The sequence below is a fragment of the Streptomyces sp. NPDC003284 genome (assembly GCF_053589675.1).
Window position 1 is genome coordinate 541,246 of the sequence record NZ_JBSFSI010000003.1, and the last position, 23,590, is coordinate 564,835.

Below are 23,590 nucleotides of genomic sequence, written 5' to 3' on the forward strand. Positions count from 1 at the left end.
CCGCGCCCCCGGCCGGGGACGCCCCTACAGCGCCCCGGCACCCGCCCCCGCCGCCCCGGATCCCTCCGGACCGTCCCGGCCGTCCCGCCCCCGCCGCCCCAGCAGTTCGGCGAGCCCCCGGCGGGTCGCGGCCAGGACGACCCGGTCCTCGGTCCGCAGGACATAGGAGTCGGGCAGGTTCCACCGGGGCCCGCCCGCCGCCGCCCCGGCCGCCGGTCCAGGCGTATGCCCGCCCGTCCGCGCGGACGGGTGCCCGGCGGTGCGCCCGGACGGTCCGGTGCGGCCGGTGCGTCCGGCCGGGGGCGCGGCCCCCGGTTCCGGGTCCTCGGCCGCCGCCTGAGCGGCGGGCTCCCGCCGCTCCCCGCTCCCGCTCCCGCCGCCCGCGGCGGCGCCCCGCGACCCCGCCTCCAGCGCCAGCACCCGCCAGTACCCCGGCCGGAACGCCTCGGCGACCGTCCGGCCCTCCAACTGCGGATGCCCGCCCACGTCCACGGACGCGAACAGCAGCACCCGCCGCTCCACCGGGATCGCCCCCAGGATCTGCCGCCCGAACATCGCCCCGGCGAACGCGGGCGCCGCCAGATGCGTCACGCTCCTGCTCCGGGTCAGCGCCCGCGGATGCGCGGCCCGCAGCGTCCGGTACACGGCGGTCGCGAAGTCGTCGTCGTACAGCCGCAGCACCACCCGCAGATCGGGCCGCACCGAGCGGGCGTAGAGCACCGCCTCCAGGTTCGTGGTGTCCGCGCTGGTCACCGCGAGCAGCGCGTGCGCGCGATGGATCTTCGCCGCCTCCAGTACGCCCTCCTGCGTGACGTCCCCGAGCACCACCGGCACCCGCAGCCGCCGGGCCGTCGCCAGCCCCCGCGCGTCCGGGTCCGACTCCACGCACACCACCGGGACCTGGAGTTCGCGCAGCCGGGTCAGCACCCGGGTGCCGATCTTCCCCAGCCCCAGCAGCACCACGTGTCCGCCGAGTCCGCGCGGCGGTTTGCGCAGCGTGGACGCCGTCCGGAAGGTGCCCAGCGCCTCCAGGACCGCCGCCAGCAGCACCGGCAGCAGCAGCAACCCGACGAGCCCGGAGAGCAGTTGGAGCAGTTGCCGGCCGACCGACTCACCGATCGCCGGATCGTCGATGGCGAACAGGTCGAGCAGCGTCAGATAGAGCGCCCCCAGCGGACGCACCCCCGTCACCAGCCACAACGCCACCGCGAGGGCGAACACACACGCCACGAGCCCGGCCACCGACCAGCGCAGCCGCCGCGAGAACAGCGACGTGAGCGGCGGCACGACGCCGACCCCGCGCCCGGCCGGCAGCGGCGGCCCGGCGGCGTACGACACCTGTTCGAGGACCACGGTCCCGCGCCCGGTGGCCTCGCGTACCGCCGCCGCGTCCGGCAGCAGCCGGGGCCGCTGCTCGCCGCTGGCCTCGGACCCGTCGGCCCCGGCCGGGTCGCTGCTCGTCGCGGACAGCAGGGCCAGCGTGCACAGCCCGGGGTCGGCGACCTGGCCCGGCGCGGGCGGCGGCCGTTCGACCGCGTGCAGCAGCAGGCCCTCGGTCTGCACGACCTTGCTGGTGCCGACGACGGCCCCGGCGGCCAGCGCGGGCGCGGCCGTGTCGGCGTCGGACAGCACGGTCGTGGACGCGTCACCGCCGCCGAGCACGCCGCCGCCGAGCGCACCACCGCCGGACGGGGCGGACCCGGGCGGGGCGGAGCCGTCGCCGATCGCCAACGCGGCGGCCTGGTCGAGGAGTTCCTCGATGTGCTGGCCGAGCCGCCGGTTGTACAGCCGCAGCACGAGCCGCAGCCGCGGATTGAACCGCCGGACGGTGAGCGCGGCCCGGATGTTGGTCTCGTCGTCGTCGTACACCAGGGCCAGCGCGCTCGCCCGCTCCACCCCGGCGTCCACGAGGACCGCCTCGGTCAGCTCGGCGGCCTCCACCACCCGGTCCGCGGCCCCTGCGGCCCCGCCGCCTCCGCCGCTGCCCCCACCGCCGCTGCCGCCGCCGCCGTGCGCACCCGCGCCGCCGTTCCCGCCGGCCCGGCCCACAGCCGCGCTGACCATCCGGTCCAGCAGCGCGGAAGCCGCCCGCGCCCGGCCGACCACCGGGGGCCGTACCGCCCGCTCGGAGGGCGGCACGACCAGCGTGACCTGCTCGCCGTACACCCCGCGCAACTCCGCGGCCAGACGGTGCGCGAGCCCGTCGTCACCGCACACCACCATGTGCGCCCCCGTGCCGCCCGACGCACCACCTTGATACGGAACGCTCCCCACGAGCGGAAAGACTGCCGCACGGGCCCGCGCGGTTCCAGCCCCGCCCGCCGCCTGTTGCCTGCTGCGCGCCCCCGCGTACGGCCGGGTGCGTCCGAGTGCGTCCGGGCGCGGCCGGAAAAACCGGTGGCCGCCCGCGCCCCGGACGCCTACCCTGGACGCACTTCGAAGAGACCTCCCCGGAAGTACGCCGCAGAGTGGGAGCGTCCCGCCTCACCGAGGCGCAGGAGAGGGCGGCAGCGACCCGGCCGGACGCGACAGAGCGACCGGCCTCATCCGCCCTGCCCTCACGGAGGTTCCTTCATGAACGTCGGTATCGGCCTGCCCATCAGCGACCCCGCCACCCTGCTCACCTGGGCCCGGCGCGCCGAGGACGGCCCGTTCACCACGCTCGGCCTGCTCGACCGGCTGGTCTACGACAACCCCGAACCGCTGATCGCGCTCGCCGTCCTGGCCGGCGCCACCTCGCGCGTCCGCGTCCAGACCGAGGTGCTGCTCGCCCCGCTGCGCGACACCGCCCTGCTCGCCAAGCAGACGGCCACCCTGGACCGGATGTCCGGCGGCCGGCTGGTCCTCGGCCTCGGCGTCGGCGGCCGGGCGGACGACCACGAGGCCGCGGGCGTCGACCTGCACACCCGCGGCCGCCGCCTGAACGGGCAACTGCCGCTGCTGCGCCGCCTGTGGGCCGGCGAACCGTACGGCGCGGGCGCGGGCCCCATCGGTCCGGCCCCCGCCCGCCCCGGCGGCCCCGAGATCCTCTTCGGCGGCTTCAAGCCCATGGCCCTGGAGCGGGTGGCCCGCTGGGGCGACGGCTTCCTGGCCGCCGCGCCGCCGTCCTGGGCGGGCGGCCTGTTCGACACCGTCCGCGAACAGTGGCGCGCGCACGGCCGCGAGGGCGCCCCGCGCCTGGTCGCCCAGGCGAACGTCGCGCTGGGCCCGCAGCAGGTCGTCGACGACGCGCGGGCCGCCATGCACGCGTACTACGCCTTCACCGGCATGCCCGACCGCATGGTCTCCGGCATGCTCACCACCCCGCAGGCCGTCCGCGACACCGTCACCGCCTACGCCGACCTGGGCGCCGACGAGGTCATGTTCTACTGCTACGGCCTCGACCCCGACCAGGTCGACCGCATCGCGGAAGCCCTGTGAACCGCTGACCCGCCGGGGCGCGGGCGGACCCGGCCGGCCCCCGGCGCCCGTCAGCCGCCGCTCCCGTACGACAGGTCGGAGCACAGGTCGTCGTCGGCGGACCGGGCGTCGTGGGCCACCGAGTCGGGGACGGCGGCGGACGGGTCGACGGACGGCGTGGGGGAGGCGGGGGCGCCGCCGTCGCCGGTGGCCGCGGCGGCCGCGTAGGCCGTCCCCACGACGACGTCGACACCGGCGCCGGCCCCCGCGACGGCGCGCAGCTCGGCCCCCGGGAAGAGCCGCGCGACCGTCTCGGCCCGGCCGCGCAGACCGCTGCCGTACTCGACGACGGTGGTGGTGTACTGCCGGCTGTCGGCGTTGCCGACCGCGGTGACCGTGAACCCGTGCCCGGTGAGCGCGGCGGCGGCCTTGGCGGCGAGGCCGTGGGCGGTGGTGCCGTTGAGCACGGCGACGTCGATCCCGGCCCCGGACACGCTCGCGGAGGCGGTCCCGGAAGGAGCCCGCTTCTTGCCGTTCCCTCCGGCGTCCTTGCCGTCGACGGTGCGGTCGGCCTTCAGCGCGGCCCACAGATCGGAGGCGTCCGGCTCCACGACGGCGACGCGCTCGCCCTGGTAACGCCAGGGAATCGTCACGAACTTGGTGTTGTGCAGGTCGATGTCCTTCAGCGACATGGCGAAGGAGACGAGTTTGGCGGCCGAGCCCAGCCCCGGATCGACGGTCATGGAACCGGTGGCGGCACTGGCGAGCGGCAGCAGCTTGGTCGGGGTGAGCCCGTCGCTCTTGATCTTCTTCAACAGGCTGGAGACGAAGGCCTGCTGGCGCTTGATGCGCCCGATGTCGGATCCGTCCCCGATGCCGTGGCGTATGCGCACATAGTCGAGGGCCTTGCGCCCCGAGACGGTCTGCTGCCCCTTCCTGAAGAGCAGGGACCCCTTGGTGGTGCGGTTGGGATTGAGGTCGCCCTGGTAGATGTCCTGCGGCAGACACACCGGCACGCCGCCGACCACGTCCGTCAGCGCCGCGAACCCCTTGAAGTCGACGACGACGGTGTGGTCGACCCGCAGCCCGGTCAGCGACTCCACGGTGTTCTGGGTGCAGGCCGGATTCCCCTTCTCCGTCTGCCCGACCGAGAAGGCCTCGTTGAACATGGTCTGCGGCCGGGCCTTGGTCCAGGCGCCGTCGGGCAGCCGGCACGGCGGGATGGTGACCAGGGTGTCCCGGGGGATCGAGACGGCGATCGCGTGCCGGTGGTCGGCGTAGACGTGCAGCAGGAACGCGGTGTCGGACCGCCCGATGTCGTCCTTGCTGCCACCGCCCAGCGCGTCGTTCCCGTCCGTGCGCGCGTCCGACCCGATCACCAGCACGTTCTCCCCCTCGGAGGAGCCCGCGCCGGGCCGGTCCGTGGCCAGCCCGCTGCCGTCGAAGGTCTTGATGTCGCCGTTGAGCTTGAGGTAGATCCACCCCGCCCCGGCCGTACCGAGCACCGCCACCATCAGCGCGACCATCAGCACCACCCGCACGGGCCCCCGCCGCCGCCCCGCCCGACCGTGCCTGCGGGGGCTGGAAGCGGCCCTCCGCGTGCGTTCATACGTACGACTCATACCGAGAAGACGAACGAGCCCACCGAATGGTTGCCCACTTACGCAATCGTCCGAAGCAAGATCCAGAAAAAGGACTGGCTGGGCGCGAGGCCCAGGCGACTCAACGGCTGACGGAGCTCAGACGGAAGCGGCGCGGCAAGGCCGGGCGGGTCTCGGCAACGGGAACGGCTCAGGGGCTGGCGACATCGAACCCGTACCGCACACCCCGCCCCGCACCCCCCTCCCCGTCTTCCTCCCCGAGAACCCGCCGATACACATAAACCCCCTCCACCCGCACCCCGTCCGGCCCGCCCTCGACCCCGCACGGATACGTCACCTGCACCACCCGAGGCCGCCCCGCGACCACCACCCGCACCCCGTCCGCGGGCCCACCCACGAGCACCGCGTCCTCCCGCACCGTCACATCGGCTGTCTCCATGCCCCACAGTTTAAAGATTGCGCAACTCACCGACAAAGCCCGAACCCTCGGAAGCTGCCTCTGAGGCCGAGGAGCGCCGCCTCGGCCGTCTGCTCGGACTGCGCGGTCCCCGGTTGTCAGTGCTGACTTCTAGAGTCCCCGGTATGGTGAATTTCCGGTCCAGTCGTTCGCTCAAGCGCATGGTCGAAGAGGCACGAAGACTCACGGAACACGTCGCTGTGCATGAGCGGATCGACGTGGTGCTGCGCATCATGGCCAGGGATTCCGATGGCAAGTACGGTCAAGGAAAGAAGCTGGTGGACGCCCTGGAGGATGTGGCACAAATGTGCCTGCTCCATGAGGATTTCGCCCTGGCCCAACGCTTCCAGAGATTCGCTGGTTACGCGCGCGGCGACCTCTTCCTCGACACCGTTCAGTACTACTACGACGAAAAGGCGCGGCTCCGGAGCGAGGAGTTCATGCGGCGCATGGCCGCCATGGGCGCCGATCGAGCCGTATCGGCTCTGGAGGCCCTGCGCGCCGAGAACCCGGACGCCAGTGTCACCGACGCTCTTGCCCTCTTCCTCGGCATCGCACGGTCCACCGACCGCCTGGGCACCGGAGACGGTGAGGGCGGAATCCAACTGCCCACCGAATACCTCAAGAGGCTCCAGGAGTTCGGGCACATGGAACTGGTCTTCCGGGAACTGCCCCGGCCGGCCTCGGTCGAGACCGCCCGGATGGTGAGCGAGTTCCTGGAGGACGCGGACGCCGACATGCTCGCCCAGATGTTGGAACTGCGTGCCAGGCGGGCCGGCCTGGCCGCCTTGCGTGCCGCAGTGGACCGCCCCGAGAGCTCCGAGGGCGCTCTCCATGACTGCCTGAAGAACCAGGAATGGATCTTCGGTGGCGCCTTTGTGGGGGAGCTGGCCCGCCGTCAGTACACCCCGGACACCATTCTCGACATACCGCTGCTACGCGGAGACGGCTCCTTGCACGTGGTCGAACTCAAACGTGCCAACATCGAGAAGCTGGTCATCCGTCCGAGTGGCCACCTCATGCTGGGCGCCCCGGTCCACCGAGCGGTCTCGCAGACGCAGAACTACCTGCGAACCCTGGACGAGGGCCGCGAGTCCATCCTCGCGCGGTACGGGATCGACACGCGCAGAGCCTCCGCGACGGTCGTGATCGGCCACCCGCAGTACGTGAGCGACGGGATAACCCCCCAGCAGATCGCGGACACGCTGCGGACCTACAACACGCACATGTCGCGCATAGAAGTGATCACCTACGAGACCTTGTTGCAGTCGGCGGAGCGAATGCTGGCGCTCTCGTCGACCGAGCAGACCTCCGACCAGGCCGAGGAGCCCACGGCATGAACGACGACTCTCCCGCGATCGAGCAGCTCCTGGCGAAACTCTGCGGCGGCGTCATCACCGACAAGGACTACGTCGGCTACTTCATGAACGAACACGGCGAGGAACTCGTCTTCGCCCAGCGACGCGGTGAAAAGACCGCCAGGCTTTGGCACAGCGACATGGACTGGGAGATGGTCCGCGTCGGTGATCACTCGATACGGCTCGACGGACCCCTCGAAGGCGAGATCACCGTGGTCGGCCTGACCATCGACCGCCCTGAAGCCACCTGGCTGTCCTCCTGCCTGGCAGCCTCCCGCCACCTGCGCCCGCAGCGATCCTGAGGCATACGCGGGGGCCTCCCCTCCGGAACCAGCGCTACGTGTGTGAGGACAGCCAGGCTGGACCGATGCGATGGGGAGCCTGGCCACCGGACCACTGTGTTCTACGAACTCACCGGAGGGGGCGGTGGGCTGCGCCGTCAGTGCTGGTCGGTCATCGCGCTGCTTGGCCAGAGCGGAACAGCGCTCGTAGCAGTGGACTTGGGCTCGCGTATCGCACCGAATCGGATCGCGACGAGCGGGAATCCCGCGCCGATCAAGCGGAAATCCGGGGCAACTCCCTCAGAGCGAGGAATACGACGCATGGCCCGAGTCGCGTGCTGCCAGGGCTTTCTACCGGCGCCGGTGGGACTACCTGGACGAGGACGAGCTGGATCGGTCTGAGCAGAATGGATGACCGGCCTTTCCGCAGGGCTGGATGGCATTGCCGCAGGTCGCCAACAAGCGCTGACTGGGCACGGCGAGCAGGGCGGCCACGGAGGCGCTGGGCTAGGTCCGGACTCGGCTCCCAAGCGGCTCCAAGGACAACCCAGGAAACCGCTCAGGGACCCGACCCGCTAAGCGGATCAGTCCCCTGACCTGGTACTTCACTGTCGGGGTGGCGGGATCTTAACCCACGACCTCTTCGTCCCGAATGAGGTTCGGTCAAGATCCTCGCCAGGTCGGATGGATATCCGTGCTGTTCAGGGGCTTGGGGTGGGCTGGTCTCGGCTGACCCCGGCGGGCCTCAGGCACAAGATCATCTCTCATTGCGTGAGCAAGTTTGCGTGCGGCCGTGGGACTTGGGCTCCCTGCTGTCCCGTTCTGACAGTCGTCGGCGGCCGGTACGTCAGACTTCGGGCGCGGTGAGGTGTTGCCGGGCTTCGGCCCAGACCTCTTCGAAGTCCTGGAGGGTCAGCGGCTCCTCGACGTGCCCTTCCCAGTCGGCGATGGGCGACTCCGCAGTGAAGCCGTACCGGGCATCGTCGTTCTCGGCCGAAGCGGCGGCGATGGGTCGCCTTGCTGGACCTTCGAGTTCGACCTGACGGCTCACCCATCCGTCGTCACCGACCTCGAAGTAGAACCAGGTGTCTTCTTCGTCCCAGTAGCTGCGGAACCATCGCGTCATCGGCTCATCCTGGCCCACCGCCTTCGTCCTCCGACAGCTCGATGGTCAATCGAACCAGACGACGAGCCGTACGTTCTCCGGGCCGTGCAGCCCGCCCAGCGTCCGCATCACTTCCCAAACAGGTCCCCAGTGGGTGGCGTCTTCCGCGACCGCGCGATGGCTGTGCGCGCCGGAGCTGTCGGTCTCGTCCCAGTCGGCAGCGGCCAGTTCGGCCCCGGTGATCCAGGTGGTGCTGTGGGAGTACTCGGGCCCGGGGTATGAGACGGAGGCAGTACGCACCCCCTCGGCGACGTCCTCCGGCAGTCCGCGATATTCGGCCAGCGGCTGGAACCCGAAGGAGTTGCGCACCCCGAAGAGGCAGGCGAGTGTGTCGTAGGCATTGCCGACGTTGAGGACGAACAGATCGATGGCAGCCGTCCAGACGGCGTCCTCGTCGTCCTCGCTTCAGAGCCGGGCTCCTGGGCTGCATTCGATCATTCCGCTCAGCTCGGTGGACACGCTCGGATTCTGGCGGGCAGAAGTCGGGCCAGTCGTCCGAGCTTTACAACGGCCTTCCCCGCAGGGGAGATCGGCGGGGCAGAGGGTCCTTGGGCCACAACGCAGTCTGCTCATTGCGCTGGAGATCGCATCCATTGCACGAGTCCTGAAAGCGCACTGACGAGACCCTGCTCTGTCTGGAGGAGCCGGTGTTCAGGTGGACCTGACTGCTCGCGAGGTCTGCGCGCTCGAGTTCTGCTTCGCCGGTGTCCCATACGGTGATGGTGGCGAGTCGGGCGTTGGCGCTGAGGGTCACCCAGGCGCTCGCCTTGCTACGTCCGTCAATCGGAGAGGTACCCGAACTCACAGTCGATCGGCGCTGCACGGAGGCTGGGTGCCTGGTTGGTGCACCAAGTGGCAAGTGCATGAGGGAAGTCGGTCATGGTGACTCCATCGGAAGTGCCCCCCGGGTCGGTGGCTGGCGCGGAGAGAGGGAGGCGGCTCGGGAGACGAATGTCTTCGTCGTCGTAGGAGGCCCCCGCGAAAGTCAGGCATTCCACCACCTCACGGTGCCACAGCCAACTTCGTACTGCCACCACCCTTCCTCTGCTCCTTGATCCAGGAGCGCCTTGATCCCGGTGAAGTCCGCGTCAGCCGATGCGGCGAAGGCCACCATGGGAAATTCCTCGCTGAAGACCTCGCCTCCGAGCTCGAAGGCCGAAAGACGCTGGTGCACCGCCTGAGGGCTCCGTCCCAAGGGACCGGTAGGGACGGGCACGACGTGAATCGTGCAGTTTCCGGCGGTGCTGACCCGCCCAACGGCCCAGTGAAGGCCGCCGGCGTCGGTCTGATACCGAACCACGTCGCCTTCAGCCACCCCGTCCTGCAGGAAGGGGATGCTCTGCACGATGGCCGCGTCATCGCCGAGCTTTGTCGCCCACAGGTCCTCTGTGTCCTGCGGGAACCAACCCTCGCGAGGAACGAACCGGAACCAGACCTTGATCTTCTCGACCGTGCTCTCCATGACCGGCATCATGCGCTGCCCGGATACGGCAACTCTCACTGGGGCTGCGCTGGTTGATCAACCTGCAGCTGTGCTCGGCCATAGGCCATGGGCAGCAGCTGGGGCCCCACGGTCGCTACCCAGTCCACAGCACCGACCGTGAGCAGGGCGCCGGTTGCCGGGTGAGAGCGGCCAGCAGGTCCTTCACGATCACTGCTCTGAACTGCGGATGACTCGTCGCGCTGTCAGTACCGTCGACTAACTTCGGTGTATGGGCCGTTGATGGATTGAGCCGAGGGGGCTGACGTGGCCAAGGTGTGGCGCACGAGGCAGATCGAAAGGGCAGGGGTGAATGCGTTTCGCAAAGCCATGGAGGCTGCGGAGCATATTGTGCAGGAGATCGATGGCGGAAATGACTACGGAGAGGATTGCTATGTTAGTTTCACATATCTAGGCCAAAGGACCGGCGATATCGCGGCTGTGCAAATCAAGAGCGGTGTTAAGTATAGGCGCGCGACGGGCTATGCGATTCCATGCGGAAATCACATTGACGACTGGAAGCGCAGCCGCATTCCTGTAATTGGTATTGTTCATGACCCGGAAATGAGAGCGCTTTATTGGGTTAATTTGACAAAATACTTGCGCGAGAGTGCCGCTGATGGGAAGCATCCCAAAAGTGTTCCGGTGCGAGAGGAGGATATGCTTAATCAGGCTGGAATCGATCTCATGGTTCGTGATGTCCAGGATTGTTTTGGACGGGATCAGAGCAGTTTGCCGTACCCTATGCCGCTTCGGCTGGCACTCACCCTGGCAATCCGACGAAGATTGCACGAACGGGAGAGATTCTTCGCCGATGCCCCCTTGGGCGGTCGCCCGATCCCCCATTTTGTTAGCGAGGCAAACTTTCTGGAACGGCACCCAAAGTTTCCGGATCACTTCATCAACGTGGGTTTCTACAGCGTACTATTGGCCGTCTCTGGAATGATGGGGCCCGGGCTCTTCGAAATCGCGCGCTCGACATACGGCGTTTTCTCGAGTGCGGTGTGGCTGTTCTGCTTCTACATGACATTCTGGTTCTTGTTCAGTGTCGCAAAATTTGACAGCAATCGCGATCGCGCGAAGTGGATGCATCGCGGCGCATATTTCATGTTGTTTAGTGGTTGGTACTTTGCCGTTGGTGTCTATTTGCCCAGAACGCCATGGCCCGTCCCAGCGATCGCGCAAGTGATCTACGTATCGGCGATCGTGAGTATGGTTCAGGCAGTACTGCTCTATGGTGGAATGCACTATACCGCAGAAGAACTTTCGCGGCGACGTCGATTGCGTCAAGTTCAGAGGAATGAGATGATAAGCGGATACGGCGATGACGGTTCTACTTGCACAACGCGGGACTCGGACGGGGGCGGGGGCTAAAGCTGCGGAGTCGACGGCCCACGGCCCACGGCGCACAGCCCAATCAAGATTCCCTCGTCGTCAGTCAGATGACCTCTTGCTTTCCTTGATTGGTGCTCTAGCAGCTGCTGGCGCTTGCGCTGTTCCACCCGTAACATTTCGACGTTTTCGGCCAACTTCTCCAAGTTGGCCCGCGTCCTTCGGGCGTTCGACCCGCTGCCTCTTGGCAGCCGAGGTGCGACAAGGATCGGGGCAGTACTTCTGGCTAGGCGGGCGCCAATACTCCATCACCGTGCCGCAGACCGCGCACGGGCGCCCCGCCTGCTCGAAGGTGCTGCCGAAGCCGTAGTCCACAGGCTGTCCTCGGGTCGAGCAGGCGACTGGAGTTCGCGAACGCGCAGGTACGACAGGTACGAGCGGACGCGTAGGAGGCGTGCCTCCCTTGCCGGGCGATCGTCCGCTGAGAGAAGCCGACCAAGATCTTCTCCCAGTTTTCTCCCAAACGATCTCCGGGAACGAGTCAGGGGCCCGACCCGCTAAGCGGATCAGGCCCCTGACCTGGTGTTTCAGCTGTCGGGGTGGCGGGATTTGAACCCACGACCTCTTCGTCCCGAACGAAGCGCGCTGCCAAGCTGCGCCACACCCCGATGTCGCTGCTTGTCGCGGCGACGACGTTTACTTTAGCCCACCGGGGGCCTGAGGCGAAATCCGGTTCTGGTGCGGCGGGGGACCGGGTTGGGGCGGGCGTGGTCGAGGGCCACGAGGAGGAGGGCGAGGGCGTAGCAGGCGAGGCCCAGGAGGAGGGCGTTGGCCAGGACGTGGCGGTACCCGTGCTGGTCGACGTCCAGGAAGGCGTAAAGGTAGCGGTGTGCCGCGTCGGGCGGGAGCAGCTCGCCCCGGGTGAGGGAGAAGGCCAGGTAGGCCAGTGGGTAGAGCAGCCAGGGGGCGGCCTGGCGCAGGTGGAGGCGGTTCGGGGCGGTCAGCAGGAGCCAGTCCAGCAGGGCGGCGATCGGGATCACCGTGTGCAGGAGGCGCGCGGCGACCGACTGCCACAGGGGGTGGATGCCGGGGGCGTCCGTGATCGAGAACGGCGGGGACGCCTCGGTCAGCAGCAGGTGGTGGACCAGCGCGGAGAGCGTGAGGTAGAGCACGGCCGCCCCGGTCAGAGCGGCGGGGGCGGGGCGGCGGGCGGTCCACGCTCTGCGGGCCGAGACGACGAGCGCCAGGATCAGCAGGATCGTGCTCTGGATCGCGAAGTGGCTCAGGACGTGCAGCGGCGGCCCGATGATCGTCTCGGCCGTCACCGCCGCCGCGGCCGCCGCGGCGACCAGGAAGCGGTACGCCGCCGTCCAGGGGCGGCGGACGGGGGTCACCACCGCCGTCGCGGGGACGGCGGACGGCATCAGTGCGGTGATGCCCGGGATCGCGGGGAGGTCCGGTATGTCCCGGGGGATCGGAGGCGTCGGGGAGGCGGACGCTCCGGGGACCGGTGGTATCGGGGCGGTCATGTCCTCACGGTAGGAAGTGAGGGCATTCCGGGCGATTCGGGTGGGCTGTGTGGGTTACGGGCGGAGTGCCGGTGACCGCTGCTCGTACGGCGACCGATGCTGATCGGCTCCCCGGCCCGGCCCGGCCCGTCGTGTCTCGTCTCACCCCGGCTCACCCGGCTCGCCCGTCCCGTCGGCCCCGGTCAGTCCCCTCGGCCCCGGTCAGTCCTTCGCCACCAGCGTCAGCAGTGTCGCCTCCGGCGGGCAGGCGAAGCGGACCGGGGTGTAGCGGTTGGTGCCGCAGCCCGCCGAGACGTGGAGGTAGGAGGTGTGGCCCTCGGCGGTGTGGGTGGACAGGCCCTTGACCCGGTCGGTGTCCAGGTCGCAGTTGGTGACCAGGGCGCCGTAGAAGGGGATGCAGAGCTGCCCGCCGTGGGTGTGGCCGGCCAGGATCAGGGGGTAGCCGTCGGCCGTGAAGGCGTCCAGGGCGCGCAGGTAGGGGGCGTGGACGACGCCCATCGAGAAGTCGGCCCCGGCGGAGGGGCCGCCGGCCACCCGGGCGTAGCGGTCCCGCTTGATGTGCGGGTCGTCCAGGCCCGTCAGCTCCACCGAGACGCCCTCGATCTTCAGGGTGCCGCGGGTGTTGGTGAGGTTGAGCCAGCCCGCCTCGTCGAAGCCGTCGCGCAGGTCCTCCCACGGGTTGTGGATCACGCCGACCGCGGGGGCGTTGCCGTTCAGGCCGTGCCGGCCGCTCGTCTTCTCCAGCAGATAGCGGGCGGGGTTGCGCGGCCGGGGGCCGTAGTAGTCGTTGGAGCCGAAGACATAGGCGCCCGGGAACTCCATGAGCGGACCGAGCGAGTCCAGGACCTCCGGCACGCCCTCGGGGTCGGAGAGGTTGTCGCCGGTGTTGAGCACGAAGTCGGGGCGCAGCCCGGCGAGCGAGCGCAGCCAGCGCTGCTTCTTGCGCTGGTCGCCGACCATGTGGATGTCGGAGACCTGGAGGACGCGGAGGGGGTGCATACCGGGGGGCAGGACCGGGACGGTCACCCGTCGCAGGCGGAAGGAGCGGACCTCGAAACCCGCCGCGTAGATGAGACCGGCGGTCGCGACCGCCGTGATGCCGAGGGGTACTCCGTATCGCGCGCGCATGTGTCCATCGTCTCAAAGTCGCGCCCTGCCAGGGAAATCGCCCGCGCGGCGGGGCCCCGGTGCCGGGTGCCGGGAGCTCGGTCGCCCTCCTGCGACGGGCCGGTAAATCGGCGCGCGGCGAGCACGTCGTACCTGCGACAATCGACCCCATGACCACCCTCAAGTCGAAGCTGCACGATGACCTCAACGCCGCGATCAAGGAGCGTGACGAGCTGCGTTCCGCGACGCTCCGGCTGACGCTCGCCGCGATCACCAAGGAGGAGGTCGCGGGCAAGGTGAAGCGCGAGCTGTCCGACGACGAGGTCCTCAAGGTGATCACCAAGGAGGCCAAGAAGCGCCGCGAGGCGGCCGATGCCTTCGCGCAGGGCGGTCGTGCGGAGTCGGCCGAGCGGGAGAAGGCGGAGGGCGAGGTGCTCGCCGCGTATCTGCCCAAGCAGCTGTCCGACGAGGAGCTGGAGGCGATCGTCGGCCAGGCCGTCGCGGAGGCCAGGGCGGGCGGCGCCGAGGGGCCGCGGGCCATGGGCGCCGTCATGAAGATCGTGAACCCGAAGGTCGCGGGGCAGGCCGAGGGCGGGCGGGTCGCCGCGGTGGTCAAGAGGCTGCTGGCCGGCTGATCCGGCCGCCGGACAAGAGGACAAGAGGAGAGGAGGGCCCCGGCGGGAAGCCGGGGCCCTCCTCTCGTCACGCCTCTCGTCACGTCATCACGCGCTACGTCATCACGCGCTACGTACGCAGCGCCGGGTCAGCCGTGCTGCCCGCCGTTGCCGTTCCCCTGGATGAAGCCACCGGGGAAGCCGGGGAACCCGGTGCCGCCGCCGGCCGGGCCACCGGGGAGGCCGCCGCCGTCGTCGCCGCCGTTACCCCCGTGGCCGCGGCCTTTTCCCTTGTCGCCGCCCTTGTTCTTGTCCTTGTTCTTGTCCTTGTCGGGACCCTTGTTCTTGTCCTTGCCGGGGTCCGGGATGTCGACGATGTTGAAGGACGGAGCGGGCTTGCCCTGGAGGGCGCCGGTCATCGCGTCCCGCCAGATCGGACCGGGCACGTCGGCGCCGAAGACGAGGTCGTGCATGATGCCGCCGATGCGGATGCCGGTCATCTTGACCTTCTGGCTGGCGCTGCCCACCCACACCGCGCCCGCCATGTTCGGCGTGTAGCCCACGAACCAGGCGTTCTTGCGCTCGTCGGTCGTACCCGTCTTGCCCGCGTTGTCGCGGTCGGAGAGGCCGGCCTGCTGACCGGTACCGGAGTCGATCACGCCCTGGAGCAGGGTGTTGACGGTGTCCGCGGTCTTCTCGGACATGGCCCGCGTGCAGGTGGTCTTCGGCACCGGCAGGGCCTTCGTCTGGCCGCCGCTGCGCTGGGTGATCGACTCGATGGCGACCGGGGTGCAGTACGTGCCGCGCGAGGCGAAGGTGGCGTAGGCGCTCGCCATCGTCAGCGGGGAGATGCCGACCGCGCCGAGCGCGATGGAGGGCGCCTGCGGCAGCTTCTTGCCGTCACCCTGCACCACGTGCAGCTTGTCGGTCATGGTCGTCACCGGGCAGAGGCCGATCTCGGAGATCATCTGCACGAAGTAGGTGTTGATCGACTTCGCCATGGCCTCCTTCATGGCGTACGGGCCGTGCTCGGAGGTGTTCTCGTTCTCCACGTCCTCGTGGTACGAGTTCAGCCACCGCTTGCCGTCGCACGCCTGAACCGGGCTCGGGTACGGCATCTTGTACGGCGAGGAGTACTCCTGCGTGGGCGCCTTGCCGCCCTCGATGGCCGCCGCCGCGACGAAGGGCTTGAACGTCGAACCGGTCGGGAAGCCGAAGTTCGAGCCGCCCGCGTCGTTGCCGACCGAGTAGTTGATCTCGGTCTCGTTCTTCCCGTAGCCGTACGGCTTGGACTGGCCCATCGCGACGATCCGGCCGGTGCCCGGCTCGACCAGCACGGCCGCCGAGGCGACGGAGTCCGACTGGTAGATGTGGTCCTTCAGGGAGGACTGCACCGACGCCTGGGCCTGCGGGTCCAGGGTGGTGCGGATGGTCAGACCGCCCTGGTTCCAGATCTTGGCCCGGTCGGCGCGGGTCTTGCCGTAGACCGGGCTGTTCAAGAACGCCTTCTCGACGTACTTGCAGAAGAAGGCCGAGTCCTTGACCGCGGTGATGCAGCCGTTGCGCGGCCGGGTGACCTTCAGCTTCAGCGGGACCTTCTTGGCCGCGTCCGCCTCCGCCCGGGAGATGTCCCCGACCTCGGCCATCCGCTGGAGCACGGTGTTGCGCCGCTTGGTGGCCTCGGCCTCGTCGTTGACCGGGTCGTAGCGGCTCGGCGACTGGACGATGCCGGCCAGCAGCGCCGCCTCGGGGAGGGTGAGGTCCTTGGCGTGCTTGGAGAAGTAGCGCTGGGAGGCGGCCTCGACGCCGTAGGCCTGCTCACCGAAGAAGGTGATGTTCAGGTAGTTCTCCAGGATCCGCTTCTTGCCGAGGTCCTGCTCGACCTGGATCGCGTACTTCAGCTCCTTGATCTTGCGGCCGAGGGTCTGCTGCGTGGCCTGCGCGACCTTCGTCGGGTCGTCGCCGGCCTCCTCCACGAAGACGTTCTTCACATACTGCTGGGTGAGGGTGGAGGCGCCCTGGGCCACGCCGCCGCTGGTCGCGTTCTTGTTGAGCGCGCGCAGGACGCCCTTCAGGTCGATCGCCCCGTGCTGGTAGAAGCGGGCGTCCTCGATCGCGACGATCGCCTTCTGGAGATACGGGGAGATGTCCTTCAGCTCCACCACCGTGCGGTCGCGGGAGTAGACCTGGGCGAGCTGGCTGCCCTGGCTGTCCAGGATCGTGGTGCGCTGGCTGAGCGGGGGGCGCTTGAGGTTGGCCGGGATGTCGTCGAATCCCTGGACCGACCCCTTCGCCGCCAGGCCCAGCGCGCCGGCCGCGGGCAACGCGATTCCGGCGAGGACCGCTCCGGCGAGCACACTGACACCGAGGAACTTGGCGGCCTGTTGCGTTGGCGACTGACCACCGCCCGAGCGCTTCTTTGGCATGGGGGCAGCCTACGTTCTCATTCGCCGGACACGCGTATATGCCTTGGCCTAAGCTGCTCTCGGCTGTCACAGCAGCACCGCTGTTCCTTCCCTCGCCTCCCTCGCCTCCTTCGTCTCTCTCGTCTTCTACGTCCGGCGAACCCGAATCGTTCCGGACGCGCGCGATGTCCCTTCCCGGCCGGTCTCCGGGCCCGGCGACACGTGCCCGGAATCGCCTTGTGTGATGCGTGACGTCCGTTGTGGCGCAAGAGGAACCTCCCGTTGTGCCGGGAATGTCGCGCATGTCGCCACCTCACTCCCCCGGGTGATCTGCCGCTAACCCATAGTCCGTTCGGACCATTCAAGATTGGGCCCGCTGGGGGTGTTGCGCTGTGTCCACCTTCCGTAACGTCCTCAACTGGCGGCGGTGAATATGCCGCCGTCGCCGTGGGGGAGCCTCGATTCGGGAGAGGACGGCGCCGGTATGGGCTGGGTAACCGACTGGAGTGCGCAGGCGGCCTGCCGCACTACCGATCCGGATGAACTGTTCGTTCAGGGAGCAGCGCAGAACAGGGCCAAGGCGGTGTGCACGGGGTGCCCGGTACGCACCGAATGCCTCGCCGACGCACTCGACAACCGCGTCGAGTTCGGCGTCTGGGGGGGCATGACGGAGCGTGAGCGCCGCGCGCTGCTGCGCAGACGGCCGACCGTCACCTCATGGCGCAGGCTGCTGGAGACCGCGCGTCTGGAGTACGAGCGCGGGGCGGGCCTGGTCTCCCTCGACGACGAGGTGTACGAGGCTCTCGCGGCGGTGGGCTGAGAGCGCTCTCGCGCCCGGGTGCCGCCGCCGTCCTCTCAGGCGCCCGGCTCGGGCAGTTCGCGGCGGTTGTCCGCGAGCCGGTCCCCGATGTCCCGCAGCCCCGCGAGGTCGTGCACATCGCCGGGGAGCGCGGCCACCTCCGCCACCGCCACCTCGGGATGCCGGGCGGCGAAGCGGTCGCGCGTACGCTGCTCGCGCGCGAGCACCTGCATACGCTCGGCGTGCAGCCGCAGCAGGCCCGCGGCGACCTGGTCCACGGGGTCCGAGGGATCCACGAGGGTCGCAGGATCCGTGGGGCCGTCCGCCGGGCCGGCCGTGTCGTCAGGGTCGGCGCAATCGGTGGAATCGGCGGAATCGGTGGAACCCGTGTGCTCGGCCTCGGGGTCGGGAGAACCGGAGCCCGGGGCGCCGGAGTCCGGGAGATCAGAGCTGGGGGAGTCTGAACTTCCGTACGTGTCGGGAGAGTTACGAAGACCAGCTTTCCCGTCCCCCTGATCCACAATGCGGGGCTCCTCAAGATTTTCCGCCGCGGCGAGCGCCCGCTCGGCCGACAGCTTCCCGGCCCCGCTGCCGTGCACCCGGTTGAGGACCAGACCGGCCAGCGGCATCCTTTCGGCGGCCAGCCGCTCCACGAAGTACGCGGCCTCCCGCAGGGCGTCCCGCTCCGGGGCCGCGACCACAAGGAACGCCGTCCCCGGCGCCTGGAGCAGCTTGTACGTGGCGTCGGCGCGCGTACGGAAGCCGCCGAAGGTGGTGTCCATCGCGGCCACGAAGGTCTGGACGTCCTTGAGGAGCTGACCGCCCAGCAGCTTGCCCAGCGTGCCGGTCATCATCGACATGCCGACGTTCAGGAACTTCATCCCGGCACGCCCGCCCAGCTTGGCCGGGGCCGTCAGGAGCCGGATCAGCCGCCCGTCCAGGAACGAGCCGAGCCGCTTGGGCGCGTCCAGGAAGTCCAGCGCGGAGCGCGAGGGCGGGGTGTCGACGACGATGAGGTCCCACTCGTCGCGCGCCCGCAACTGCCCCAGCTTCTCCATCGCCATGTACTCCTGCGTGCCCGCGAAGCCCGCCGAGAGCGACTGGTAGAAGGGGTTGGCCAGGATCGCCGCCGCCCGCTCGGGATCCGCGTGCGCCTCGACGACCTCGTCGAAGGTGCGCTTCATGTCGAGCATCATGGCGTGCAGTTCGCCGTCGCCGTCGGTGCCCTTGACCCGGCGCGGGACGTTGTCGAGGGAGTCGATGCCCATCGACTGGGCGAGCCGGCGGGCCGGGTCGATCGTCAGGACGACCACCTTGCGGCCCCGCTCGGCCGCCCGCAGCCCGAGGGCCGCCGCCGTCGTCGTCTTGCCGACCCCGCCCGCGCCGCAGCACACCACGATCCGCGTCCCCGGGTCGTCGATCAGCGGGTCGACGTCCAGCACGCGCGTGTGCGCGAGGCGGCGGGCGCCCTCCTGCGACGGTCCTGAGGGCACTTCGGGTCCCCGCGCGGGGGCCGGGTCCGGGCTCATGACATCCCCTGCTTCCGCAGCTCTCTCGCCAGTTCGTACAGGCCCGCCAGGTCCATGCCCTCGGCGAGCAGGGGCAGTTCGTGCAGCGGCAGGTCCAGCGCGCCGAGGACCGAGCGCTGCTCCTGCTCCAGCGCGTACCGCTCGGCGTACTCGTGCGCCTGTGCGAGCAGCGGGTCCACCAGCCGCTCGGCGTTCCCGCCGCGCCGTGCGCCGCCGAGCCCGGCGGAGGACAGCGAGCGGGCGAGCGCGGTGCGCGGCACGCTCCGCACGAGTTCCAGTCCGGCGGCGTCCAGCACCTGGGGGCGCACCATGTTCACGACGACGCGGCCCACCGGCAGCCGGGCGGCGCGCAGTTCGGCGATGCCGTCCGCGGTCTCCTGGACGGGCATCTCCTCCAGCAGCGTCACCAGGTGCACGGCCGTCTCGGCGGACTTCAGCACCCGCATCACGGCCTGCGCCTGATTGTGTATCGGGCCGATCCTGGCGAGCCCGGCCACCTCGTCGTTGACGTTGAGGAAGCGGGTGATGCGGCCGGTCGGTGGCGCGTCCATGACCACGTAGTCGTAGACGAACCGTCCGGCCCGGTCCTTGCGCCGCACCGCCTCGCACGCCTTGCCGGTCAGCAGGACGTCCCGGACACCCGGTGCGACGGTGGTGGCGAAGTCGACGGCGCCGAGCTTCTTCAGGGCGCGGCCGGCGCTGCCCAGCTTGTAGAACATCTGGAGGTAGTCCAGCAGGGCCAGTTCCGCGTCTATGGCGAGCGCGTACACCTCCCCGCCGCCCGGTGCGACCGCGATCTTGCGTTCCTCATAGGGCAGCGCCTCCGTTTCGAAGAGCTGTGCGATGCCCTGGCGGCCCTCGACCTCGACGAGGAGCGTCCGCTTCCCCTTCGTGGCCAGGGCCAGCGCGAGGGCCGCGGCGACCGTGGTCTTGCCGGTCCCGCCCTTGCCGCTGACGACCTGGAGCCTGCTCACGTCTTCGAGCCTAACCAGTCCGCGCTCCGGGCACGCGCGAGGCTGTGGACAACCGCCGCCGCGATGGCGTCCTCACCGCCCGCGGACCGGGCGCGCGGCAGGCGCGCGGCAGGCGTACGGCCCGGCGCGCGGGCGGTCGGCGTCCCGGGGTGCGAGCGGGCGGCGGCCGGGCGCACGTCCGGCGCACGGCAGGGCCGGCCGCAGCGGCTACAGTCGGCCCATGACCAAGTGGGAATACGCAACCGTGCCGCTGCTCGTCCATGCCACGAAGCAGATCCTGGACAACTGGGGCGAGGACGGCTGGGAGCTCGTCCAGGTCGTGCCCGGCCCGAACCCGGAGCAGCTGGTGGCCTACCTGAAGCGGGAGAAGCAGGCATGAGCGCGGTCGAGGCCAGGCTGGCCGAGCTGGGTCTGACGCTGCCGGAGGTCGTGCCGCCGCTGGCCGCCTACCAGCCGGCCGTGCAGTCCGGTCCGTACGTCTACACCGCCGGCCAGCTGCCGATGGTGGACGGCAAGCTGCCGGTCACCGGCAAGGTCGGGCTGGAGGTCACCGCCGAGGAGGCCAAGGACCTGGCCCGCGTCTGCGCGCTGAACGCGCTCGCCGCCGTCAAGTCCGTCGCGGGCGACCTGGACCGCATCGCGCGCGTGGTGAAGGTCGTGGGCTTCGTTGCCTCGGCCGCCGACTTCACCGGGCAGCCCGGTGTCGTCAACGGCGCCAGCGAGCTGCTGGGCGAGGTCCTGGGCGACAAGGGCGTGCACGCGCGCAGCGCGGTCGGCGTGGCGGTGCTGCCGCTGGACGCGCCCGTGGAGGTGGAGATCCAGGTCGAGCTGGCTCCCTGAGCGGCCCGCGGCCCCGACGCCTCTCGAACATTCGCGCGCCACGGGATAGCCTCCGGCCATGGCGAATGGGCAGGCGAACGGGCAGTGGTTCCCTCCGGACTGGCCGGACCGCATCCGCGCGCTCGCGGACGGCACCCTCACCCCGGTCGTGCCCAGACGGGCGGCCACCGTCATGCTCCTGCGGGACACCGACACCGGTCCCGCCGTGCACATGCTGCGCCGACGCGCCTCCATGGCCTTCGCCGGGGGCGCGTACGCGTACCCGGGCGGCGGCGTCGATCCGCGCGACGACGACCAGCAGGTGCGCTGGGCGGGGCCCACGCGCGCGTGGTGGGCCGACCGGCTCGGCGTGGACGACGCGGCGGCGGCCCAGGCGATCGTCTGCGCGGCCGTCCGGGAGACGTACGAGGAGTCGGGTGTGCTGCTCGCCGGGCCCGGCCCCGGCTCCGTCGTCGGCGACACCACGGGCCCCGGCTGGGAGGCCGACCGCGCCGCCCTGGTCGCGCGGGAGCTGTCCTTCGCGGAGTTCCTCGACCGCCGCGGCCTGACCCTGCGCTCGGACCTGCTGGGCGCCTGGGCGCGCTGGATCACGCCCGAGTTCGAACCCCGCCGCTACGACACCTGGTTCTTCGTGGCCGCCCTGCCCGAGGGCCAGCGCACCCGCAACGCCTCCACGGAGGCCGACCGCACGGTGTGGATCCGGCCCCAGGACGCGGCGGCCGGGTACGACAGGGGCGAGCTGCTGATGATGCCGCCGACCGTCGCCACCCTGCGCCGGCTGCTGCCCTGCGCCAGCGCCGCGCGGGCGCTGGAGGCGGCCGGGGCGCAGGACCTGACCCCTGTGCTCGCCCGCGCCCGCCTGGTGGACGGAGAGGTCGAGCTGTCCTGGCCGGGCCACGACGAGTTCACCCGGCACGTCCCGGCCGAGGGCACCCCGCCCGGTCAGGAGGCCCGCGCATGACGGCTCGCCCGCATTCGCTCCGGCTCCCTGCGGCCGGTGTCCAGGAAGGCCCCCTCGTATGACGGACGCAGCAGCGCTCCCCGGGCAGCCCCGCGGCGGTGCGCTCTCCGGGCCCGCCACCGCGCGGGCGGTCAACGTCCTCGCGCCCAACGCCTCCGCCATGACCCTGGACGGCACCAACACCTGGATCCTCTCCGAGCCCGGCTCGGACCGGGCGGTGGTGATCGATCCGGGACCGCTGGACGAGGGTCACCTGCGCCGGGTCGTCGCCACCGCCGAGCAGGCGGGCAGGCGCATAGCCCTGACCCTGCTGACCCATGGCCACCCCGACCACGCCGAGGGCGCCGCCCGCTTCGCCGAACTGACCCGCACGCGCGTGCGTGCCCTCGATCCGGCCCTGCGGCTGGGCGACGAGGGACTGGCGGCCGGTGACGTGATCTCGGTGGGCGGCCTGGAACTGCGGGTCGTCCCGACACCCGGCCACACCGCCGACTCGCTCTGCTTCCATCTCCCGGCCGACCGGGCGGTGCTCACCGGCGACACGATCCTCGGGCGCGGTACGACCGTCGTCGCCCATCCGGACGGACGCCTCGGCGACTATCTGGACTCGCTGCGGCGGCTCAGGTCCCTGACCGTCGACGACGGCGTGCACACGGTGCTGCCGGGCCACGGGCCGGTCCTGGAGGACGCCCAGGGCGCCGTCGAGTTCTACCTGGCCCACCGCGCGCACCGGCTGGCCCAGGTCGAGACGGCCGTCGAGGACGGCCACCGAGGGCCAGCCGAGGTCGTCGCCCAGGTGTACGCCGACGTGGACCGCTCCCTGTGGCCGGCCGCCGAGCTGTCGGTACGGGCCCAGCTGGAGTACCTGCGCGAGCACGGGCTCATCTAGGGCCGCCGTCGCGCCGTTCGAAACTGCCGCCGCTCGCCGCCGCCGGTCACGGTCGGGGCGCCTTGACGCCGTGCACGCGCGCGTACTCCGCGGCCAGCCAGGGGCCCAGATCGTCGGCGTAGGAGCGCAGCAGGGCGCGGTCGCCGACCGGGTCGTACCCGTGCACGGCCGCGGTGGCGAGCTGAGCGGCCCGCTCCGGGTAGTACGCGCCGAAGGCGGCGGCCATCTCGTGGAGGTCGCTGGTCCAGCCCTGCCAGCGGCCCATGACCAGCGTGAACCCCGTCCGGACGAGATGGCGGGACATGAAGCGCACCAGGGGCCTGAGGGCCTCCTCCGTGCCGTCGGCGCCCTCGGCCTCGGCGATGCGCTCGCGCCACCGGGGGAGGAGCCGCGCCAGGTCGCCGTTGGTCTCCCGGGCGAGCAGCGGGTCGCCGGGGCGGTAGCGGGGCAGGCGGGCTGCGAGGTCCTCGCCGAGCAGCGGGGTGCACAGACAGGCCGTGAACCAGCCCATGTCGTACCGCTCGGCCTCGCTCAGCAGCCGGTCCCGGCCGTACAGCAGGAGACCGGCCCCGTCGATCTGGGCGAACTCCTGATCGAGGGCGGTGCCGAACACCCGGGCCGCCCGGCGGTCGGCGTCCGTCGGCTCGTCCCGCAGGGCGACCAGCAGGTCCAGATCGCTGCGGCCGACGCGTGCGGTGCCCCGGGGCACGGAACCGTAGAGACAGGCGCTGTGCAGCCGCTCTGCGTAGATGTACGGCAGCCGGTCGCGGACCGCCGCGACGACGGGCCGGAAGGCGTGCTGCACGCGCGCGAGGGACCCCTCGCGCGCGATGTGCCCGTCGGCGGTGAGCCCTGGTCGGCCGCCCGGAA

22 protein-coding genes and 1 tRNA gene are annotated in these 23,590 nt (G+C 70.5%); 10 read left to right on the forward strand and 13 right to left on the reverse strand.

The features are described 5' to 3' along the window. Positions 1 to 24: 24 nt before the first annotated feature. Positions 25 to 2,223, reverse strand: a complete 2,199-nt coding sequence (locus tag ACWDYF_RS09410; protein ID WP_389462628.1) for an NAD-binding protein — start codon at positions 2,221 to 2,223, stop codon at positions 25 to 27. 351 nt (positions 2,224 to 2,574) lie between these two features. Between ACWDYF_RS09410 and ACWDYF_RS09415 the strand changes: the two genes are divergently transcribed. Continuing rightward, the gene (locus tag ACWDYF_RS09415) at positions 2,575 to 3,420 is read left to right on the forward strand and encodes an LLM class flavin-dependent oxidoreductase (RefSeq protein WP_389462627.1); all 846 of its coding nucleotides are present in this window, start codon (positions 2,575 to 2,577) and stop codon (positions 3,418 to 3,420) included. 50 nt (positions 3,421 to 3,470) lie between these two features. Here the strand turns inward: ACWDYF_RS09415 and ACWDYF_RS09420 are convergent, their stop codons facing one another. Continuing rightward, positions 3,471 to 5,021: an LCP family protein gene (locus tag ACWDYF_RS09420; protein WP_389462626.1), complete on the reverse strand. Its 1,551-nt coding sequence runs from the start codon at positions 5,019 to 5,021 to the stop codon at positions 3,471 to 3,473. A gap of 169 nt (positions 5,022 to 5,190) precedes the next feature. Then, positions 5,191 to 5,439, reverse strand: coding sequence for a hypothetical protein (locus tag ACWDYF_RS09425; protein ID WP_389462625.1), 249 nt, complete (start codon positions 5,437 to 5,439; stop codon positions 5,191 to 5,193). Positions 5,440 to 5,582: 143 nt separating this feature from the next. Between ACWDYF_RS09425 and ACWDYF_RS09430 the strand changes: the two genes are divergently transcribed. After that, a complete protein-coding gene (locus ACWDYF_RS09430) occupies positions 5,583 to 6,797 on the forward strand; it encodes a Shedu anti-phage system protein SduA domain-containing protein (RefSeq protein WP_389462624.1) in 1,215 nt (404 codons plus the stop codon). Further along, a complete protein-coding gene (locus tag ACWDYF_RS09435) occupies positions 6,794 to 7,117 on the forward strand; it encodes a hypothetical protein (protein WP_389462623.1) in 324 nt (107 codons plus the stop codon). The genes ACWDYF_RS09430 and ACWDYF_RS09435 overlap by 4 nt, the downstream gene beginning before the upstream one ends. An 826-nt stretch (positions 7,118 to 7,943) precedes the next feature. Here the strand turns inward: ACWDYF_RS09435 and ACWDYF_RS09440 are convergent. The 3 genes from ACWDYF_RS09440 to ACWDYF_RS09450 form a co-directional block, all read right to left on the reverse strand. Then, a complete protein-coding gene (locus ACWDYF_RS09440) occupies positions 7,944 to 8,240 on the reverse strand; it encodes a hypothetical protein (protein WP_381740881.1) in 297 nt (98 codons plus the stop codon). Between the two features lie 27 nt (positions 8,241 to 8,267). Continuing rightward, positions 8,268 to 8,570, reverse strand: a complete 303-nt coding sequence (locus ACWDYF_RS09445) for a hypothetical protein (RefSeq protein WP_389462622.1) — start codon at positions 8,568 to 8,570, stop codon at positions 8,268 to 8,270. Between the two features lie 676 nt (positions 8,571 to 9,246). Next, complete coding sequence (locus ACWDYF_RS09450; RefSeq protein ID WP_389462621.1) at positions 9,247 to 9,723, reverse strand: DUF4265 domain-containing protein; 477 nt, start codon at positions 9,721 to 9,723, stop codon at positions 9,247 to 9,249. Positions 9,724 to 10,008: 285 nt separating this feature from the next. Here ACWDYF_RS09450 and ACWDYF_RS09455 point away from each other — a divergent pair, with 285 nt between their 5' ends. Next, complete coding sequence (locus ACWDYF_RS09455; protein ID WP_389462620.1) at positions 10,009 to 11,115, forward strand: DUF4365 domain-containing protein; 1,107 nt, start codon at positions 10,009 to 10,011, stop codon at positions 11,113 to 11,115. Positions 11,116 to 11,667: 552 nt separating this feature from the next. On the opposite strand, the gene ACWDYF_RS09460 is transcribed toward ACWDYF_RS09455, so the two are convergent. From ACWDYF_RS09460 to ACWDYF_RS09470, 3 genes are all read right to left on the reverse strand, one after another. Next, positions 11,668 to 11,741 (reverse strand) — tRNA-Pro (locus ACWDYF_RS09460). A 33-nt stretch (positions 11,742 to 11,774) separates the two neighbouring features. After that, on the reverse strand, positions 11,775 to 12,602 hold the full coding sequence (locus ACWDYF_RS09465; protein WP_389462619.1) for a Pr6Pr family membrane protein: 828 nt from the start codon (positions 12,600 to 12,602) through the stop codon (positions 11,775 to 11,777). A gap of 201 nt (positions 12,603 to 12,803) precedes the next feature. Further along, the gene (locus ACWDYF_RS09470) at positions 12,804 to 13,730 is read right to left on the reverse strand and encodes a metallophosphoesterase (RefSeq protein ID WP_389462618.1); all 927 of its coding nucleotides are present in this window, start codon (positions 13,728 to 13,730) and stop codon (positions 12,804 to 12,806) included. A 149-nt stretch (positions 13,731 to 13,879) separates the two neighbouring features. On the opposite strand from ACWDYF_RS09470, the gene ACWDYF_RS09475 reads away from it, so the two are divergent. Next, on the forward strand, positions 13,880 to 14,344 hold the full coding sequence (locus ACWDYF_RS09475; RefSeq protein ID WP_018568950.1) for a GatB/YqeY domain-containing protein: 465 nt from the start codon (positions 13,880 to 13,882) through the stop codon (positions 14,342 to 14,344). A gap of 128 nt (positions 14,345 to 14,472) precedes the next feature. Here ACWDYF_RS09475 and ACWDYF_RS09480 read toward each other — a convergent pair whose 3' ends face one another. After that, positions 14,473 to 16,749 carry a transglycosylase domain-containing protein gene (locus ACWDYF_RS09480; RefSeq protein WP_389462617.1) on the reverse strand — a complete coding sequence of 759 codons (2,277 nt, stop codon included), beginning with the start codon at positions 16,747 to 16,749 and terminating at the stop codon, positions 14,473 to 14,475. Positions 16,750 to 17,212: 463 nt separating this feature from the next. On the opposite strand from ACWDYF_RS09480, the gene ACWDYF_RS09485 reads away from it, so the two are divergent. Then, positions 17,213 to 17,548, forward strand: coding sequence for a WhiB family transcriptional regulator (locus ACWDYF_RS09485; protein WP_389462616.1), 336 nt, complete (start codon positions 17,213 to 17,215; stop codon positions 17,546 to 17,548). 35 nt (positions 17,549 to 17,583) lie between these two features. Here the strand turns inward: ACWDYF_RS09485 and ACWDYF_RS09490 are convergent, their stop codons facing one another. Both ACWDYF_RS09490 and ACWDYF_RS09495 read right to left on the reverse strand, forming a co-directional pair. Beyond that, positions 17,584 to 19,056, reverse strand: a complete 1,473-nt coding sequence (locus tag ACWDYF_RS09490; RefSeq protein ID WP_389462615.1) for an ArsA family ATPase — start codon at positions 19,054 to 19,056, stop codon at positions 17,584 to 17,586. Further along, positions 19,053 to 20,030, reverse strand: a complete 978-nt coding sequence (locus ACWDYF_RS09495) for an ArsA family ATPase (protein WP_389462614.1) — start codon at positions 20,028 to 20,030, stop codon at positions 19,053 to 19,055. Before ACWDYF_RS09495 ends, ACWDYF_RS09490 begins: the two co-directional genes overlap by 4 nt. A gap of 220 nt (positions 20,031 to 20,250) precedes the next feature. On the opposite strand from ACWDYF_RS09495, the gene ACWDYF_RS09500 reads away from it, so the two are divergent. The 4 genes from ACWDYF_RS09500 to ACWDYF_RS09515 are packed head-to-tail and all read left to right on the forward strand — an operon-like array spanning position 20,251 to position 22,720. Beyond that, entirely contained in the window at positions 20,251 to 20,409 is a 159-nt protein-coding gene (locus ACWDYF_RS09500; RefSeq protein ID WP_086024262.1) for a DUF4177 domain-containing protein, read from the forward strand. Then, on the forward strand, positions 20,406 to 20,870 hold the full coding sequence (locus ACWDYF_RS09505; protein ID WP_018568944.1) for a RidA family protein: 465 nt from the start codon (positions 20,406 to 20,408) through the stop codon (positions 20,868 to 20,870). Before ACWDYF_RS09500 ends, ACWDYF_RS09505 begins: the two co-directional genes overlap by 4 nt. 58 nt (positions 20,871 to 20,928) lie before the next feature. Continuing rightward, positions 20,929 to 21,831: an NUDIX hydrolase gene (locus tag ACWDYF_RS09510; RefSeq protein ID WP_389462613.1), complete on the forward strand. Its 903-nt coding sequence runs from the start codon at positions 20,929 to 20,931 to the stop codon at positions 21,829 to 21,831. A 58-nt stretch (positions 21,832 to 21,889) separates the two neighbouring features. Continuing rightward, a complete protein-coding gene (locus tag ACWDYF_RS09515) occupies positions 21,890 to 22,720 on the forward strand; it encodes an MBL fold metallo-hydrolase (RefSeq protein ID WP_037894251.1) in 831 nt (276 codons plus the stop codon). 46 nt (positions 22,721 to 22,766) lie between these two features. Here ACWDYF_RS09515 and ACWDYF_RS09520 read toward each other — a convergent pair whose 3' ends face one another. After that, positions 22,767 to 23,525 carry a nucleotidyltransferase domain-containing protein gene (locus tag ACWDYF_RS09520; RefSeq protein WP_389462612.1) on the reverse strand — a complete coding sequence of 253 codons (759 nt, stop codon included), beginning with the start codon at positions 23,523 to 23,525 and terminating at the stop codon, positions 22,767 to 22,769. Positions 23,526 to 23,590: the final 65 nt, after the last annotated feature.

Bases quoted from the DNA above. Each gene is read 5' to 3' on its own strand.
- ACWDYF_RS09410 (WP_389462628.1), bottom strand. From the start codon at position 2,223: ATGGTGGTGTGCGGTGACGACGGGCTCGCGCACCGTCTGGCCGCGGAG.
- ACWDYF_RS09415 (WP_389462627.1), top strand. From the start codon at position 2,575: ATGAACGTCGGTATCGGCCTGCCCATCAGCGACCCCGCCACCCTGCTC.
- ACWDYF_RS09420 (WP_389462626.1), bottom strand. From the start codon at position 5,021: ATGAGTCGTACGTATGAACGCACGCGGAGGGCCGCTTCCAGCCCCCGC.
- ACWDYF_RS09425 (WP_389462625.1), bottom strand. From the start codon at position 5,439: ATGGAGACAGCCGATGTGACGGTGCGGGAGGACGCGGTGCTCGTGGGT.
- ACWDYF_RS09430 (WP_389462624.1), top strand. From the start codon at position 5,583: ATGGTGAATTTCCGGTCCAGTCGTTCGCTCAAGCGCATGGTCGAAGAG.
- ACWDYF_RS09435 (WP_389462623.1), top strand. From the start codon at position 6,794: ATGAACGACGACTCTCCCGCGATCGAGCAGCTCCTGGCGAAACTCTGC.
- ACWDYF_RS09450 (WP_389462621.1), bottom strand. From the start codon at position 9,723: ATGGAGAGCACGGTCGAGAAGATCAAGGTCTGGTTCCGGTTCGTTCCT.
- ACWDYF_RS09465 (WP_389462619.1), bottom strand. From the start codon at position 12,602: ATGACCGCCCCGATACCACCGGTCCCCGGAGCGTCCGCCTCCCCGACG.
- ACWDYF_RS09470 (WP_389462618.1), bottom strand. From the start codon at position 13,730: ATGCGCGCGCGATACGGAGTACCCCTCGGCATCACGGCGGTCGCGACC.
- ACWDYF_RS09475 (WP_018568950.1), top strand. From the start codon at position 13,880: ATGACCACCCTCAAGTCGAAGCTGCACGATGACCTCAACGCCGCGATC.
- ACWDYF_RS09480 (WP_389462617.1), bottom strand. From the start codon at position 16,749: ATGCCAAAGAAGCGCTCGGGCGGTGGTCAGTCGCCAACGCAACAGGCC.
- ACWDYF_RS09485 (WP_389462616.1), top strand. From the start codon at position 17,213: ATGGGCTGGGTAACCGACTGGAGTGCGCAGGCGGCCTGCCGCACTACC.
- ACWDYF_RS09490 (WP_389462615.1), bottom strand. From the start codon at position 19,056: ATGAGCCCGGACCCGGCCCCCGCGCGGGGACCCGAAGTGCCCTCAGGA.
- ACWDYF_RS09500 (WP_086024262.1), top strand. From the start codon at position 20,251: ATGACCAAGTGGGAATACGCAACCGTGCCGCTGCTCGTCCATGCCACG.
- ACWDYF_RS09505 (WP_018568944.1), top strand. From the start codon at position 20,406: ATGAGCGCGGTCGAGGCCAGGCTGGCCGAGCTGGGTCTGACGCTGCCG.
- ACWDYF_RS09510 (WP_389462613.1), top strand. From the start codon at position 20,929: ATGGCGAATGGGCAGGCGAACGGGCAGTGGTTCCCTCCGGACTGGCCG.
- ACWDYF_RS09515 (WP_037894251.1), top strand. From the start codon at position 21,890: ATGACGGACGCAGCAGCGCTCCCCGGGCAGCCCCGCGGCGGTGCGCTC.